The sequence below is a fragment of the Leifsonia sp. EB41 genome (genome assembly GCF_041262565.1).
Lineage (GTDB): Bacteria > Actinomycetota > Actinomycetes > Actinomycetales > Microbacteriaceae > Leifsonia.
Genome location: NZ_JBGCCJ010000001.1, coordinates 2,101,737 through 2,116,463 on the forward strand (window position 1 = coordinate 2,101,737; position 14,727 = coordinate 2,116,463).

Below are 14,727 nucleotides of genomic sequence, written 5' to 3' on the forward strand. Positions count from 1 at the left end.
CGTTGTGGCCCTTATGCCGGCGTTTTAGGGGCGTTCACGTGCCCCTCGGCGGCGTCAGTCGATGAGGTCGAGGCCGGCGAGGCGCTCGAGGACCGCGTGCCCGGCCGGCGGGCACCGATCGGCGTCGGCGGTCGTCACCCAGTGCACCGCGTCCACCTCGCCGGAGGGCGCCGGCTCGGCGTCCGTCTCGGCGCGGAACACGCGCATGTGCACCTGCCGGCCGTCCGGCTCCCCGTGGGCCTGCGTCCGCACCTCGAACAGCTCGGTCAGCGCGTCGACGTCGAGCGCGAGCGCGACCTCCTCCTCGGCCTCCCGCGCCGCCGCCTCGGCCGCGGTCTCGCCCGGGTCCACCTTGCCGCCCGGCATGTAGTAGACGTCGCGCCCGCGGGAGGTCACCATCAGCACGCGCCGGTCGCGCACCACCGCGACGGCCGACACCAGCAGCGGAGCCAGCGTCATGACTCGACCAGCATCTTGAGCCGGCGGAGTCCCTTCTCGAAGTCGGGGCCGACCAGCTTGTCCAGGTTGAAGAACCGGCTGAAGAACGTCCGCGCGCTCTCCATCCGCCAGATCACGCGCGTGCGGTCGCCCTCCTGCGTGAGCAGGAAGCGCACATGGCTGCTCGACTTGAACGGTCGCGTGAAGTCGAGCGCGACGCCGACGCCGTCCGGCTGCACGGACTCGATCCGCATCTTCCCCGCCCCGGCCTTGCGGTTGCCGCTCCACTCGTAGGTCGAGCCGACCGCGCCTGGCTCGCCGGTGTACTCGCGCTTCAGCGCGGGATCCATGCCCTCCCACGGCGACCAGTCCACCCAGCGCGGCAGCTCCGCGATGTGGGGCAGCAGTGCCTCGGGCGTGGTCTGGATGGTGTCGGTGCGTTCCACGACGATGGTTCCGGCCATGCGCACACCTTAGCGGCATGGCATGATCGGGCTGTGACCGGGCGAACGATGCTCCTCGACAGCGCATCCCTCTACTTCCGCGGCTTCTACGGCGTCCCCGACACGGTGCGCGCACCGGACGGGACTCCCGTGAACGCGATCCGCGGCTTCCTCGACATCATCGCGAAGCTGGTGACCGACTACGGACCTGAGTCGCTGGTGGCCTGCTGGGACGACGACTGGCGGCCGCGCTGGCGGGTCGACCTCATCCCGAGCTACAAGGCGCACCGCGTGGCGCAGGAGGTCCCCGGCGGCGTCGACGTGGAGGAGGTGCCGGCCGAGCTCGTGGTGCAGGTGCCGGTGATCCGGGAAGTGCTGGCCGCCCTCGGCATCGCGATCGTCGGCGCGGCCCAGCACGAGGCGGACGACGTGATCGGCACGCTCGCCACGGTCACGCCGGGGCCGGTGGATGTCGTGACCGGCGACCGCGACCTGTTCCAGCTCGTCGACGACGGCCGGGACGTGCGGGTGGTCTACACGGCGCGCGGGATGAGCAACCTCGAGGTGCTGACGGACGCGACGATCGTGGCCAAGTACGGCATCCACGCGAACCAGTACGCGGACTTCGCGGTCATGCGCGGCGACTCCTCGGACGGACTGCCCGGCGTCGCCGGCGTCGGCGAGAAGACGGCGGGCGCGCTGCTCGCCGAGTACGGCGACCTGAGCGGGATCGAGGCGGCCGCCGCCGACCCGGCGAGCGCGATGAAGCCGGCGCTGCGGACCAAGTTCGCCGCCGCCGTCGACTACCTCTCCGTCGCGCCGACCGTCGTGGAGGTCGTCCGCGACCTCCCGCTCGGCGACGTCGACGCCCGCCTGCGCGCCCCGGGCGACGAGCAGCGCGCGGCCCTCGAGTCCCTCGGCGAGCGCTGGGCCCTCGGCGGCTCCCTCGACCGCTGCCTCGCCGCGCTCACCGCCGCCGCCTCCGCGTAGCCCCACCCCCTCCTCCAAGAGCGCCGAGGGGCACTTTGTTGTCACTTTTCGCGTGCAGAAGTGACAACAACGTGCCCTTCGGCGGAAGGGTGGGCGGGGTCAGGAGGCGTCGGGGTCGAAGCGCCAGAGCTCGCGCTGGGCGAGCAGCGCCAGCTCGCGGAGCACGTCGAGGTCGCTGTCCGACTCGCCCGGCTGCCGGGGCGAGCGGCCGAAGACGCACATCGCGCCGATGCGGGTGCCGTCCGGCGCCTCCACCGGGTACCCGGCGTAGAAGCGGAGGTGGGCGGGACCGGTGACGAGCTCGCTCGCCGCGAACCGCGGGTCGTGCTCGGCGTCGGACACGACCATCCCGTCCGGCGACTGGAGGGTGTGCAGGCACGCGGACTGCTCGATGGGGATCTCGCGCGGCGACGCCCCGACAGCCGCGATCGGCCACTCCGTGCGGTCGTCGAGCACGGTGAACATCGCGATCTCGGTGCCCAGCGTTCGCTGCGCGGTGCCGACCAGCCCCTCCAGCCGGCCGTCCTGCTTGTGCTCGCCGAGCCGCAGCCTGGTGATCGCCGCCATCCGGTCCTCCGCGGTGGAGGTGTGATGCCCGGCCTCGACGGGATGGCCGATCAGGGCCGGGGCGAGCTCGTCGGTGATCCAGCGCGCCCAGAAGAGGTAGTCCGCCGGGCTCCTGTGCCGCCCGCCCTCGGGCTTGGGCGACTCGGGCAGCGGGAGGAAGATCGCGCCCGTGTCGGCACAGGCCTTCTCCGCCACGCGGTTCAGCCGCTCGGCATGCTGCCGCACGAAGTCGCGGAAGTCGTCGTCGAACGGCGGCAGCGACCGGATCGGCTGCGCGCCGAGCCAGGCGACCAGCCCCGCGCCGCTGCCGCGCACCTCCCGCAGCAGCCCGGCGACGTGGGCGCCCCACCGCCGCGGCTCGACCATGCGGACCGTGTCCGCGACGGTGGCGCTCAGGATGACGAGGTCGTACCTGCCGGCGCCCGCGGCACGGACCATGCGGGCCAGTTTGTGCACGCCCGCGGTCTCGTGCGTCACGACATCCACGACGACGCCGCGTCCGGTGGTCGCCGCGATCGCCCGCGCGAGCGCGCCGGGCAGTGCGAGTTCGTGGCTGCCGACGCCCCAGCCGGAGACCGGGCCGGAGCCGGCCAGCAGCACGCGGAGGCTCTGCCGGCCGGCGACGAAAGCCTGCGGGGAATCGGTCGGGCGCACCAGCGTCTGCCGGACTCCGCCGACGCGCAGGAGCCTCAGCCTCGCCGCGAGCCGCCGCGTGGCGCCGAGCCGGACGTCTTCCACTTGGATGACGGTATCCCGCCCGCGCGCTCCGCGGCACCCACGGCTCGCCGGACGCCCGCGAGACGTCGGATTATCCGCCCACTCGGCGGTTTCGAGCGGACTTTGCGCCCACTCGGCGGTTTACGGGAGGGTGTGGCCGGCGAGGCGGAAGAGGCGGTACCACTCCTCGCGGGTCAGCGGCAGGTCGGAGCCGGCGGCGGCCTCCTGCACCCGGCCCGGGTTGGTGGTGCCGAGGACGACCTGCATGTTCGCGGGGTGCCGGGTGATCCACGCGGTAGCGACACCGGTCGGCGTGACGCCGTACTTCGCGGCGAGCTCGCCGAGCGCGTCGTTCAGCTCCGCGTACTCCTCGGTGTCGCCGAGGAAGACGCCGTCGAAGAAGCCCTTCTGGAACGGCGACCACGCCTGCAGCGTGATGTCGTTCAGCCGGGCGTAGTCGAGGATGCCGAGGTCGCGGACGACGGACTGGTCCAGCCCGCCCATGTTGGCGGCGACCCCCTGCGCGATGATCGGCGAGTGCGTGATGCTGAGCTGGAGCTGGTTCACCTTCAGCGGCTGCTTCACCCAGCGACGCAGCAGCTCGATCTGGCCGGGCGTGTGGTTGGACACGCCGAACGCGCGCACCTTGCCCGCGGCCTCCAGCTGGTCGAACGCCGCCGCGACCTCCTCCGGCTCCACCAGGGTGTCCGGTCGGTGCAGCAGCAGCAGGTCGAGGTAGTCGGTGCGCAGCGCGGCGAGCGACTCGTCCACGGTGGTGAGGATGTGCTCCCCCGAGAAGTCGAAGTAACCCTGGCGGATGCCGACCTTCGACTGGATGACGACCTGGTCGCGCTCCGCTGCGGGGATGGCGCCCGCCTCGCCGAACCGGGTCTCGCAGCCGTGGCGCTCACCGCCGTAGATGTCGGCGTGGTCGAACACGGTGACGCCCGCGTCCCTGGCGGTGCCGACGAGGGTGCGGATCTCCTCGTCGGAGAGCGGGCTGATCCGCATGAGGCCGAGGATGATGTTGGAAGCGGGCACAGCGATGTTCGGAAGACTCAGGGTTTTCATGATTCCATCTAACCCCCCGTCAACCCCCTGGCCAGATTCGCTCGACAGACTTACGGTCAAGAGTGCGGGGAGTCGGGGCTCCGCCGCGAGCGGAGGAGGGGACCGATGACGATGACGCCAGCGGCGAGGACGGCGGTCGAGGGGTTCCGGCAGGAGACACGGCTCGAATCACCACAATCCAGCGGTCCCGGTTACATCGTGCACGCGCTCGGACGCGACTTCCATGTCAGCGACGAGATGGCGCGCATCTTCCTCAACCAGGTGGAGCGGGTCGCGGACTCCGACGCGTCCGCCCTGGTGATCCTGCGGCACGCACAGGGCGTCGAGCTGCTGATGATCACGGATGCGAGCTCGTTCTCGATCCGCCCGAGGACGTCGGCCGACCGGAGCGTCGCGCGGGCGGCCTATCCTCGGATGCGTGGATGAGCTGAGCGAGCAGGACTCCCGCGACCGGGAGGCCGTCGCCGGCATCCGCGACGCGCTCGCGGAGGCCGTGCTGCGCTTGACCGAGGCGGGCGCCAGGGACGAGGCGCTCGCGGTCCTGGTGCCGCGGCGCCGCACGTTCGGCATCCCGCGCGAGCCGGTGCTGCGACCGGAGGGGCGGGTCTGGCGGCTGGGCGTGCTCCTGCTCGGCCGCGACGGAACCTTGTTCGCGACCGGCCGGCTCGTCCGGGCGACACCGCCAGGACGGACCCAGTACGTGTCGGTGTCGGCGGAGACCCGGCGGGCGTACCGCGCAGCGGCCGAGCGCGGGCATTTCCGCGACGGCGAGACGGTGGACTTCGATGCACCGGAGATCCAGCTGACGGTGGAGGCGCTACGGGGCGCCACGGGTCCGCTGCTGCTGCGGGACGGCGAGGCGCTCGTGCGGTGGAGCGCGTCGTCGGAGCAGACCGTCGGCTTCCCCGCCTACCTGGCGGAGCGCGTCGACCTGCTGGCGCACCCGCCTCAGGGGGCCTGAGGCGGCCCGAGTTCCTGAGGCGGGTGCGCGCTCACGCCTCGGTCGGCGTCGTGTCCGCCTTCTTGCCGGTGACCTCGTCGAGCTTGTCCGACGCCTTGCCCACGGCTTCGGTGACCTTGTCGCTGAGGTCGGAGGCGGCCTGGCCCGCGAAGTCGCGGACGCCGTCCTTCACCTGCTGCACCTGGTCCGAGCCGGAGAAGCCCTGCCACTTGTTCCGCATGTTCTCGTACGCGCCACGGCCCGCGCGGGTACCGATCACGAACCCGACGGCGACGCCTGCCACAAAGATGATGACCTTCATGGGCTGCACCGTACGCGCGCCGCGACGACGGCACCAGGAGCAGAATGGGCCGGGTGACGGAACCGATGCGGGACGCCGACGACCCCGTGGCACGCTTCGAGCGCGCGGCTGCCGTGTGGTCGGAGCGGGCCGCCGCCGTGCCCGTCCCCGTGCCGCCGGAGCTCTCCGGTGCGCTCCTCGTGGAGGGCGCGAGCGACCGTGCAGCCTGCCGGGAGGCCTCCCGGCTGCTCGGGGTCGACCCGGCCGCCGCGGGGGTGGCGATCCTGCCGATGGGCGGCGCGATGAGCGTGCGCCGGTTCGTCGGGATGCTGCGCCCGGCGCACCTGAAGCTGCACGGACTGTGCGACGCCGGCGAGGCGGGCTTCTTCGAGCGCGCCGGGCTGGACGCGGCCTCCGTGTCGGTGTGCCGGCCGGACCTGGAGGGCGAGCTGCTGCGGGCGCTCGGCGCCGAGCGGGCGGAGGCCGCGCTCGCGCGCGAGGGCGACCTGGGACTGTTCCGCACCTTCCAGCGGCAGCCGGCGCAGCGCGAGCGGCCGGTGCTCGCCCAGCTGCACCGGTTCCTGGGCACGACCTCCGGCCGCAAGGAGCAGTACGGGCGCGTCCTCACCGAGGAGCTGGGACCGTCGGAGCTGCCCACGCCGCTGCGGGAGGCCGTCGAGAGCGTGCTGCGCCCCTAGGCTGGTGCGCATGCCCGCCACCTCCCCCGAGCTGCTCGACCGTCTCGCCCTGCTGTTCGCCGCGCGCGACCGCGAGAACATGGCGCCGACGATCGATGCGTTCCTTGCCGTGCTCGCCGAGCATCCCGACGACCCGCACGTCCTGTACGAGGTCGGCGGCTCCTACGACACCGCGGGCGAGGAGGAGACGGCGGCCGGCTACTACGAGCGCGCGCTCGAGGTGGGGCTGGAGGACGACACCCGCCGCAAGTGCCTGCTGCAGTACGGGAGCACCCTGCGCAACCTGGGGCGCTTCGACGAGTCGCTGGCGGTGCTCGCCCGGGCGCGGGACGCCTTCCCGGAGTCCGAGTCGGTGCGGGTCTGGCACGCGCTCTCGCTGCACGCCGCCGGGCGCAGCGACGCCGCGGTCGCCGAGCTCATGGAGCTCGCGGCCGACCGCATCCGCACCCCCGACCTCCTGCGCTACGAGGCCGGTCTGCGCGGCAACGCCGAGTACCTGCACGAGCTCGACGAATCGCGCCTCTGACATTCGTCACGAATCGCGGCTCTGAGCGCGCCAAACGCGACATTCGGCACGAATCGCGAGTCAGACATTCGTGACGAATCGCGGCTCTGAGCGCGCCGAACGCGACATTCGGCACGAATCGCGAGTGGGTCAGGCCAGGAATGCCGCGATGACCAGCAGCACCGGCACCGCGAAGAGCGTGGTCAGCAGCACGATGTCGCGCGCCACCGGCATCCCGCGCTCGTAGCGGGCGGCGAAGTTGTAGACGTTCTGCGCGGTCGGGAGGGCGGCGAGTGCGACCGCCGCGAACAGCGCGTGACCCTCGAGGCCGAACGCGAACCGCGCCACGGCGAACGCGACCAGCGGCATCCCGACCGACTTGAGGAGCACCGCGGTCGCGATCTCGACCCGCCCGTGCCCCGCCTGGAGCGGCCGCGACCCGTGCAGCGACATCCCGAACGCCATCAGCACGAGCGGCACCGCGGCGCCGCCGAGCAGCTCGAACGGCTGGTAGACCGCGGCCGGGATCGGGATGTGCAGCACGTCCACGAGGATGCCGAGCAGGGAGGCGATGATCATCGGGTTGCGCACCGGCTGCGTCAGGATCGACCACAGCGACACCGTCCCGCGGCTGGTGATATCCAGCACCGTGAGCGCGATCGGCGCGAACACGATGAGCTGCAGCAGCAGCACCGGCGCCACGTACGACGCGCTGCCGAGCACGTAGACCGCGACCGGGAGGCCGATGTTGTTCGCGTTGACGTAGCCAGAGCCGAGCGTCCCGATCGTCGTCTCCGCGGCCGACCGCCGGAAGAACAGCCGCGACAGCAGCAGGAAGAGGCCCGCCGCGGCGATGGCGGCGATGGCGGCGACGACGAGCTGGGTCGAGAACACGACCTTCAGGTCGGCGTGCGCGAGCGTGACGAAGAGGAGCGCCGGGTTCGTGACGAAGAACGCGATCCGGTTGAGCACGTACGGCGCGGTGGGGCCGCCGACCCGGAACCGTCCGGCGAGGTAGCCGACCAGGATGACGAACGCGATGATCCCGAACCCGGTCAGCACTCCAGCCATCGCGTCGGCGTCTCCTCTCGTCTCCCCTGGACGATGGTGTCAGGAAGTTCGCGAAACGCCCGCATCCGCGCGCCGCCGCGCCACCACCAGCACCCCGATCCCCGTGCCGATCAGCGCCCCGAGGGTGTTCGCGATCACGTCGTTCACGGTGCCGAACCTGGCCGGCAGGAGGAAGTGCTGGGTGAGCTCGATCGCGACGCTGCAGAGCAGGCCGGCGAGCGGGGCCACCCACCACCGGCGGAGGCCGACGATCAGCACGATGAGCAGAGCGGGCGGCACGAAGAACGCCACGTTGGCCGTGAACTCGATCACGTCGTAGGCGTCGAGCGGCCGGATCCCGACGACCTCCCCTGCGCCGAGGAGGCGGAACAGCAGCGGATCGAACGGGCGGTCGACGGGCGTCGGCCAGAGCCCGACTGCGGCGACGAACGCGGTGTAGGCCAGGAGCGCGGCAGTCGCGCGGCGGCGGGTGCGGCGGGCGGGCATCTGCTCAGCGTAGGCGCTGAGCATCGGGAAATCCTGTGTGTCAGACCTCAGGTTCCACCCTGGTCAGCTCCGCCGCACCCGCCCGCCGCGTGCCACCCGCACCGCCACCGCCACCATGACCACGAGGATCCCCGCGGCGAGCGCCGTGACCGCCACCACCGCGCTCGGGAGGCCTCCCACCACGCGCGAGACGGCGATCCACACGAGTCCCCACGCCGACGCGAGCGCGGGCGCCAGCCGGCCGCGGTCCCACACCGCGAGCGCGCAGGCCACCACGGCGAGCGCCGTGAGGACCACCATCGCCCAGACCTCCGGCGTCATCCCGAACCCGGTGAAGCCGGCCGCCTGCAGCCACGCCGCCACGTCCGCGGCCGTCGCCACCATCACCCAGCCGAGGGAGAGGCCGACAGTACCGTCGAGGAGGACGGCGTCGGCGGTCGTCCCGCCCGGCTCGTGCCGCAGCCGCGCGAACGCGACGACGAGGACGACGAGCAGGAGGACGATGAGCGGAACGCTCAGCGCGAGCAGCCCCGCCTGCACCGCCAGGATCCAGGCGGCGTTGAGCAGGAGCGAGGCGATCATCCAGTAGCCCACGGCGCGCTGCCGGCGGCGGGCGGCCTGCGAGGGCAGCGCCTGCCAGATCGCGTAGCCGGCCAGTCCCAGGTAGATCACGGACCAGATGGCGAACGCCGGGCCGGCCGGCGCGAGGAGCGTGGCGTCGGGGCCGAGGGCGCCGCCCGCCACGCGCGGGATGGGGCGGCCTCCCGCGAGCCCGGCTCCGTACACCGCGCCGCACAGCGCGACGACGGTCGCGGCGATCACTCCGCTCTGCCGGATGCGGTCGAAGACGGTCGGGTGGGTCACACCGAGCGGCAGCCTTCGGGTAAGGCTGGTCATGGGGTGGAATCTAGACCGAAAACAGGAAAAGCGGTATCCCTTGCGCTGCCGCGGGCTCTAGGGCGTCGGAGGCCGCCGGGAGGCGATCACGACCGTCCCGTCGAGGTCGTCGTCGGTCACCACGCGCGCCGCGAGCCCCTCCGCCTCGAACAGGCCCGCGGTGCGCGCCGCCTGTTCGCCGCTGGTCTCGATGACGATCGCGCCTCCCGGCGCCAGCCAGGCGGGGCCCTCGGCGGCGATCCGGCGGTGGAGGTCGAGGCCGTCCGCCCCGCCGTCCAGCGCCACCGCCGGCTCATAGAGACGCGCCTCCGGCGGCATCAGCCCGATGGCGTCCGTCGGGACGTACGGCGCGTTCACGGCGATCACGGCGAGCGCTCCGTGCAACTCGGGCGGCAGCGGGGCGAACAGGTCGCCCTCGAACACGCGGGCCGGGTCGAGGTTCGCCCGGGCCGCGCGCACGGCGGCCGGCTCGACGTCCGCTGCGTACACCAGCGCCTCGGGCACCCGCGCGGCGATGACGGCGCCGATCGCGCCCGCCCCGCAGCACAGGTCGAGCACCGCGTCGCCCGGCCGGGTCAGCGCCGCCGCCTCCCGCGCGAGCAGCTCGGTGCGGCGGCGCGGGACGAACACACCCGCGTCCACGTGGATGCGCAGCCCGCCGAACTCGGCGAACCCCAGAAGCGGCTCCAGCGGCTCGCCCGCCACGCGGCGGGCGACCAGGGCCTCCAGTTCGCCCGGCGACGACGCCGACTCGAGCAGCAGCGCGGCCTCCTCCTCGGCGAAGACGCAGCCCGCGGCGCGCAGCCGGCGGACGATGTCATCCTCATCGATCGCACTCACCGGGCCATGCTAGCGGGGCACAGTCAACCCCCTTGCCGGAACCTTGACCGCTTGCCGTTCCGCACGTATGGATGGGTCATGAAGAGGATTCACTACGCGAGCGGCTCGGTGCTCACCGGCGACGCGATCGCGGACGTGCTGGTGAAGTACGCGGCGGCGCTGGCGACCAACACGGCCGCCGCCGAAGTGCACGCGCCGGCGATCCTCGAGACCGGCGAGGTGGGCGAGATCGTGATGCTGCTCGGGCCGGCCAGCCAGATCATGGCGGAGTCGGAGCACTTCGAGGGGCCCGAGCTGCTCGACGACGACTTCGTCAACGGGCTCGACGACCGGGTCGCCGCCCTCGGCCCACGCAGGGCGACCTTCGTCCGGCTCGGCACGGAGAGCATGGACGACCTCGACGTCGACATGCTGTGAGCTCCCGATCCGACGAAACGACCGGGGGCGAGCGCCTCTCGATACAGTTCTGCACTGGTAGAAAGGGGATGGGCGCGTACTATCTGGCGGGTAAGGCAACTTCGGGGAGTAGGGCATGCAGGTGTTCCACGTCTACATCGATGAACTGAGGTTCACGTTCGTCGACCGCGAGCCTGTCGAAGAGTTGAAGCGGCAGGTGATCCAGGCGAGCCGCAACGACGGCGACTTCGTGGCCATCACCCAGTCGAGCCGTCCGCCGAGCGAGATCTTCGTGACCAGCCAGACCCGCGTGCGCATCGAGACGGCCAGCATCCCCCGCGAGCCGGCCACGGCCAGCGACCACGAAGAGGACGACTCGTTCTGGTTCGACTTCGACTCGCTGACCTGACGGCCGCTGGGCCACGCACGACGCGACCGCTTGTCGGGCCGAATGCGCGGCACGCGTGCGGACTGTAGCCCGAATTCCGGTATTCCAGTATCGTCGCGAGCATGACCATTCCTGAGGACGAGAACAAGCCGCAGCCTCCCGAGGGCGGCAACACTGCCGGCGCCGTCCCGCCGGTCCCCGAGCCCACCGAGCCGGCCGCGCCTGCGGCCCCCGCATCCGACGCGCCTCCCGTACCGCCGGTGACGCCGCCGAGCGCCGCGCCCGCCGGTGGATTCCCGCCCGCGCCCCCCGCGCCGCAAGCCGGAGCCGTCCCGCCGCCGCCCGGCGCCTTCCCGTCGTACGCGGCCGTTCCCCCGCCGCCCGTCGCCACGCCGACCCGCATCCCGACGACCGTCAACACCGCGTTCTGGCTCTACATCGCGAGCGCTGTGCTCAGCGTGATCGGCGGCATCGTCACCATCGCGTCGGCGAGCAGCAACCGAGCGGCGATCATCCGCCAGCTGCAGACCCAGAACCTGCACGGCCAGAACATCGACACGCTGGCCACCGCGGCGATCGGCGTCGCCATCGGCCTGTCGATCATCACGCTGATCTTCTGGGCCATCGTGTTCGTGCTGTTCGCCTTCTTCATGCGGCGCGGCGCCAACTGGGCGCGGATCGTCCTCACGATCCTGACCGTGGTGTCCCTGCTGAACATCCTCCCGGGCTTCCCGTTCGGCCTCATCCAGGTGATCGCGTCCATCGTCGCCGTCATCCTGATCTGGCTTCGGCCGTCCTCCGCATGGTTCGCGGCGATCAAGGCGTCGAAGGCGCCGCGCGCGTAGTCCCCGACCGTCGAAGGGGTCCGCGGCCATCCGGTCGCGGACCCCTTCGCGTTTCTCACCCCCTGGCGCCGGCCGACCCGCGGCGTACCGTGCGGACCGAACGATGAGAGGAGCCGCATCATGCCGGGACGGGAGAACTCGCTGAAGGACCAGGAGCTCTACGAGAAGCTGCGCGACGAGGGCAACTCGAAGGAGAAGTCCGCTCGCATCTCCAACGCCGCCGCCGCCCGCGGCCGGAAGTCGGTCGGCCGTAAAGGCGGCGAGTCCGGCTCCTACGACGACTGGACGGTGCCGGAGCTGAAGAAGCGCGCGAAGGAGCTCGGCCTCACCGGCTACTCGACGAAGACCAAATCCGAGCTGGTGAAGGAGCTGCGCGACCACTGACCCATCGTCGCGCGTACACTCGCGCCATGAACCTGCGCGACGTGGCCGCAGACCTGTACGGGGTCGAGCCCGCGGAGTTCGTCGCCGCGCGGGCTTCGGCCGCCGCGGGAGCCGACCCCGAGCTCGCGAAGAGCATCAAGGCGCTGCGGAAGCCGACGGCGTCCGCCGCAGCGGTCAACGCGCTGACCCGCCGCGACCCCGAACTGGTCGACCGGATCCTCCAGCTCGGCGACCGGATGCGGGACGCATTCGCCGCGCGCGACCGGGACGCCATCCGCGACCTGACCCGGGAGGAGCGACAGCGGCTGCTGCAGCGGGCCCTCCGCGACCTCGGGACGAGCGCGGCGGTCGGCCGCGAAGTCGAGGAGACCCTCCAGGCCGCCGTCGTGGACCCGGTCGCGGCCGCCGCGGTGCGCAGTGGGATGCTGGTCCGCGCACTCGAGTCGACCGGGGTGGAGTCGGTGGATGTGGCCGACGCGGTCGCGCTGCCGTTGGATGAGGGGTCGCTGACCGCCGCGGTGGAGCGGACCGCCGGCCCGCTGGTGGCACCCGGGCCCGCGAAGGCCTGCAAGGCGGCCCCGCCGCACGAGGACAGCGAGCCCGCACCCGACGCCGGCACCGAGTCCGCCAGCGAACGCCGCGAGCGCGAGCGCACGATCCGCGCGGCCGAGCGCGCTCTCGAACGCGCGCGGGCCGACGCCGAGTCGCTCGACGACGAACTGGACGCGGAGGTCGAGCGCCGCTCCGACCTCCAGGCCGAGCGCGACGCGCTCGAACGCCGCCTCCAGCGCACCGAGGCCGAGCTCAGCGAGTCGAAGGCCGCCGAGCGCGCGCTCCGGCGGCGCATCCCGGAGCTGCAGCGTGCGGTGCGGGACGCCGAACGCGCCCTCGACGAGGCGCGCGGCGACTGAGTTCTCCGGTCAGCCCGGAAGGTGCTGTTCGGCCTCGTCCTCGGCCATCACGACCATGCCGCCGGTGCGCTGCGAGGTGTGCATGAGCGCCTCCAGCCAGTGCGCGTTGATCGCGGGAGGCCGGCTGCCGGCGAACTGGAAGGCAAGCGGGATCTCGCGGCTGATCCAGAGCGACACACGCCCCGAACCCTGGTCGACGGGGACGTCCCAGTTGAGGAGGAAGCTCTCGTGGCGGCGCAGCTTGGCGACGACCGCGAGCTTGACGTGGCTCAAGACCCGATCGTCGAGGTCATATTCCTGACCTGCGCCGTAGAGCAGTTTTCCCATAGCTGCAATAGTGCCTTAGATCGAGCGCGAACTGCGTGGCGAATAAAGGGGATTGACACACCCCCGATATCCCGTTACTGGCGGGTAAGCGACCTCCGGAACGGCGCCGCCAGCGCGTGCGCGAGCCCGCGACCCCGGACCGCGAACAGCACGACGGCCAGCAGCGCGTAGCCGGCCGAGACGATCCAGCGCGCCTCCGTCGACGGGAACACGAAGGTGGCCGCGAACAGCGTGAACAGGGCGACCGCCCACCGCCAGTCGAACCGCAGAGACAGCAGCATGGCGACCCCGAGGAGGGTCTGCGTCGCCGTGAGCACGAACTCCTCGGTCTGCCGTCCGTCGAGCGGAAGCGCCCAGCCTCCGCCGCCGATCGCGTGCGCCAGCGGGAGGGTGCCGACGAGCGCCGTCCACTGGTTGACCTTGCTGGCGAGCAGGATGCCGAGACCGGCCGCCGCCCGGCCGCGCACCACGAAGAGCACCGCGATCACGAACTCCGGCGCCTCGGAGGCGAGCGGGGCGAGCCACTGCACGAGCAGGAAGTCGTCGATCCCGAGCGCGCGGCCTCCGGAGATCAGGCTGTGCGCGAACGGCTCGGCGAGCGCCAGGATGACGAGGGCGGCGACCACGAAGATCGCGACGACGGTCGCCCGCCGCGCGCGCGTCGGCAGCGCACCCAGGTCGCGGGCGACGCCCACCAGCTCGGGCTCCTCGGTCTCGGTGTGAGCCACGCGGACCAGGTAGTAGACGAACAGTGCCAGGAGGACGACGCCGAGCGCGACGTCGATCCGGCCGGTCAGCGGGATGATCAGCGTCAGCGCGGACGCGATCAGGAGCAGGCCGAGTTCGGTGCGGTTCTCCCGCGGCAGGGCGATGGCGAACGGCCTGCGCCGCACGTCCGGGTCGGGCGAGCGGCGGCCGCGCAGCGCGCGGAGCGCGAGGAACGCGACCAGCAGGAGGAACGGCCAGCCGAACCCGAGCAGCAGCCGGTTGGAGCCCGTCATGTTGGCGGCCGCATACGGGGCCAGCGACGGGTCCGACCCGGCGGAGAACGCGAAGTAGAGGTCGATCGCGTACTCGGGCAGGATCGCGACGACCGCGAGGAGGCCGACAGCGAGGCCGCCGGAGATGTCCAGCTCGGCGGCCTCCCCGGCCCAGGCGAGCGCGAACGCCGCCGCGACGATGGCGAGGCCGAAGGAGAGCATCCCGACGAGCGGCGGGAGGTCGACGCCGGTCAGGCGCAACGCGACGCCCTGGGCCGCGATGGCGGCCGCGATGCCGAGCGGGAGGAGCAGTCGCATCCCGGGGCGGCGCGGCGGGGCGACCGCGGGGGCAGCGGCGGGTCTGACAGTGGGGGCGGGTCCGGGCATCGGACGGTCCTCTCGCTCGCGCGGCGACCGGGCGCGCGAGGAGACCGGCCACCGCTGACGGGTGGCCGAAGGTCTCGCTCGCCCCGCGGGCGCTGCCCGCGGGGTGGCACGCCGGGCCGGGCTTCGTGGCCGGCCAGTATGTCGA

The 14,727-nt window shown here is 72.4% G+C and carries 21 protein-coding genes; 10 read left to right on the forward strand and 11 right to left on the reverse strand.

Annotated features, from left to right (window positions below; translation table 11 throughout):
- Positions 1–54 precede the first annotated feature (54 nt).
- Positions 55–459 (reverse strand): NUDIX domain-containing protein, encoded by a 405-nt coding sequence (locus ABH923_RS10290; protein WP_370055273.1) that lies wholly within the window; start codon positions 457–459, stop codon positions 55–57.
- Positions 456–902, reverse strand: a complete 447-nt coding sequence (locus ABH923_RS10295; RefSeq protein ID WP_370055274.1) for an SRPBCC family protein — start codon at positions 900–902, stop codon at positions 456–458. Before ABH923_RS10295 ends, ABH923_RS10290 begins: the two co-directional genes overlap by 4 nt.
- Positions 903–950: 48 nt before the next feature.
- Between ABH923_RS10295 and ABH923_RS10300 the strand changes: the two genes are divergently transcribed.
- The gene (locus tag ABH923_RS10300) at positions 951–1,871 is read left to right on the forward strand and encodes a 5'-3' exonuclease H3TH domain-containing protein (protein ID WP_370057338.1); all 921 of its coding nucleotides are present in this window, start codon (positions 951–953) and stop codon (positions 1,869–1,871) included.
- Between the two features lie 99 nt (positions 1,872–1,970).
- On the opposite strand, the gene ABH923_RS10305 is transcribed toward ABH923_RS10300, so the two are convergent.
- Positions 1,971–3,176: a GDSL-type esterase/lipase family protein gene (locus ABH923_RS10305; RefSeq protein WP_370055275.1), complete on the reverse strand. Its 1,206-nt coding sequence runs from the start codon at positions 3,174–3,176 to the stop codon at positions 1,971–1,973.
- Positions 3,177–3,296: 120 nt separating this feature from the next.
- Complete coding sequence (locus ABH923_RS10310; RefSeq protein WP_370055276.1) at positions 3,297–4,226, reverse strand: aldo/keto reductase family oxidoreductase; 930 nt, start codon at positions 4,224–4,226, stop codon at positions 3,297–3,299.
- 105 nt (positions 4,227–4,331) lie between these two features.
- Between ABH923_RS10310 and ABH923_RS10315 the strand changes: the two genes are divergently transcribed.
- Both ABH923_RS10315 and ABH923_RS10320 read left to right on the forward strand, forming a co-directional pair.
- Entirely contained in the window at positions 4,332–4,652 is a 321-nt protein-coding gene (locus ABH923_RS10315) for a TetR family transcriptional regulator (RefSeq protein WP_370055277.1), read from the forward strand.
- Positions 4,645–5,187, forward strand: coding sequence for a hypothetical protein (locus ABH923_RS10320; protein WP_370055279.1), 543 nt, complete (start codon positions 4,645–4,647; stop codon positions 5,185–5,187). Before ABH923_RS10315 ends, ABH923_RS10320 begins: the two co-directional genes overlap by 8 nt.
- Positions 5,188–5,218: 31 nt before the next feature.
- On the opposite strand, the gene ABH923_RS10325 is transcribed toward ABH923_RS10320, so the two are convergent.
- Positions 5,219–5,488: a hypothetical protein gene (locus ABH923_RS10325; protein WP_370055280.1), complete on the reverse strand. Its 270-nt coding sequence runs from the start codon at positions 5,486–5,488 to the stop codon at positions 5,219–5,221.
- 53 nt (positions 5,489–5,541) lie between these two features.
- Between ABH923_RS10325 and ABH923_RS10330 the strand changes: the two genes are divergently transcribed.
- Both ABH923_RS10330 and ABH923_RS10335 read left to right on the forward strand, forming a co-directional pair.
- Positions 5,542–6,165, forward strand: a complete 624-nt coding sequence (locus ABH923_RS10330; RefSeq protein ID WP_370055281.1) for a TOPRIM nucleotidyl transferase/hydrolase domain-containing protein — start codon at positions 5,542–5,544, stop codon at positions 6,163–6,165.
- Positions 6,166–6,175: 10 nt separating this feature from the next.
- Complete coding sequence (locus ABH923_RS10335) at positions 6,176–6,691, forward strand: tetratricopeptide repeat protein (RefSeq protein ID WP_370055282.1); 516 nt, start codon at positions 6,176–6,178, stop codon at positions 6,689–6,691.
- Positions 6,692–6,820: 129 nt separating this feature from the next.
- On the opposite strand, the gene ABH923_RS10340 is transcribed toward ABH923_RS10335, so the two are convergent.
- Genes ABH923_RS10340 through ABH923_RS10355 form a run of 4 tightly spaced genes read right to left on the reverse strand, consistent with a single transcriptional unit; the run spans position 6,821 to position 9,964 of the window.
- Positions 6,821–7,741 carry an AEC family transporter gene (locus ABH923_RS10340; RefSeq protein WP_370055283.1) on the reverse strand — a complete coding sequence of 307 codons (921 nt, stop codon included), beginning with the start codon at positions 7,739–7,741 and terminating at the stop codon, positions 6,821–6,823.
- 39 nt (positions 7,742–7,780) lie between these two features.
- Positions 7,781–8,251: a VanZ family protein gene (locus tag ABH923_RS10345; RefSeq protein ID WP_370055284.1), complete on the reverse strand. Its 471-nt coding sequence runs from the start codon at positions 8,249–8,251 to the stop codon at positions 7,781–7,783.
- Between the two features lie 39 nt (positions 8,252–8,290).
- Positions 8,291–9,124: a tryptophan-rich sensory protein gene (locus ABH923_RS10350; protein WP_370055286.1), complete on the reverse strand. Its 834-nt coding sequence runs from the start codon at positions 9,122–9,124 to the stop codon at positions 8,291–8,293.
- 57 nt (positions 9,125–9,181) lie between these two features.
- Positions 9,182–9,964, reverse strand: coding sequence for a putative protein N(5)-glutamine methyltransferase (locus ABH923_RS10355; RefSeq protein ID WP_370055287.1), 783 nt, complete (start codon positions 9,962–9,964; stop codon positions 9,182–9,184).
- 78 nt (positions 9,965–10,042) lie between these two features.
- Here ABH923_RS10355 and ABH923_RS10360 point away from each other — a divergent pair, with 78 nt between their 5' ends.
- The 5 genes from ABH923_RS10360 to ABH923_RS10380 all read left to right on the forward strand — a co-directional run bounded on the left by ABH923_RS10360 (position 10,043) and on the right by ABH923_RS10380 (position 12,888).
- A complete protein-coding gene (locus ABH923_RS10360; RefSeq protein WP_370055288.1) occupies positions 10,043–10,381 on the forward strand; it encodes a hypothetical protein in 339 nt (112 codons plus the stop codon).
- A 115-nt stretch (positions 10,382–10,496) separates the two neighbouring features.
- Positions 10,497–10,769 carry a hypothetical protein gene (locus tag ABH923_RS10365; protein WP_370055289.1) on the forward strand — a complete coding sequence of 91 codons (273 nt, stop codon included), beginning with the start codon at positions 10,497–10,499 and terminating at the stop codon, positions 10,767–10,769.
- Positions 10,770–10,870: 101 nt separating this feature from the next.
- Positions 10,871–11,593 (forward strand): hypothetical protein, encoded by a 723-nt coding sequence (locus ABH923_RS10370; protein ID WP_370055290.1) that lies wholly within the window; start codon positions 10,871–10,873, stop codon positions 11,591–11,593.
- A 120-nt stretch (positions 11,594–11,713) separates the two neighbouring features.
- Positions 11,714–11,977, forward strand: a complete 264-nt coding sequence (locus tag ABH923_RS10375) for a Rho termination factor N-terminal domain-containing protein (protein WP_370055291.1) — start codon at positions 11,714–11,716, stop codon at positions 11,975–11,977.
- A gap of 26 nt (positions 11,978–12,003) precedes the next feature.
- Positions 12,004–12,888 carry a hypothetical protein gene (locus ABH923_RS10380; protein WP_370055292.1) on the forward strand — a complete coding sequence of 295 codons (885 nt, stop codon included), beginning with the start codon at positions 12,004–12,006 and terminating at the stop codon, positions 12,886–12,888.
- Between the two features lie 9 nt (positions 12,889–12,897).
- Here the strand turns inward: ABH923_RS10380 and ABH923_RS10385 are convergent, their stop codons facing one another.
- Positions 12,898–13,215, reverse strand: coding sequence for a hypothetical protein (locus ABH923_RS10385; RefSeq protein WP_370055293.1), 318 nt, complete (start codon positions 13,213–13,215; stop codon positions 12,898–12,900).
- A gap of 74 nt (positions 13,216–13,289) precedes the next feature.
- Positions 13,290–14,582 (reverse strand): sodium:proton exchanger, encoded by a 1,293-nt coding sequence (locus ABH923_RS10390; protein WP_370055294.1) that lies wholly within the window; start codon positions 14,580–14,582, stop codon positions 13,290–13,292.
- Between the last annotated feature and the right edge of the window lie 145 nt (positions 14,583–14,727).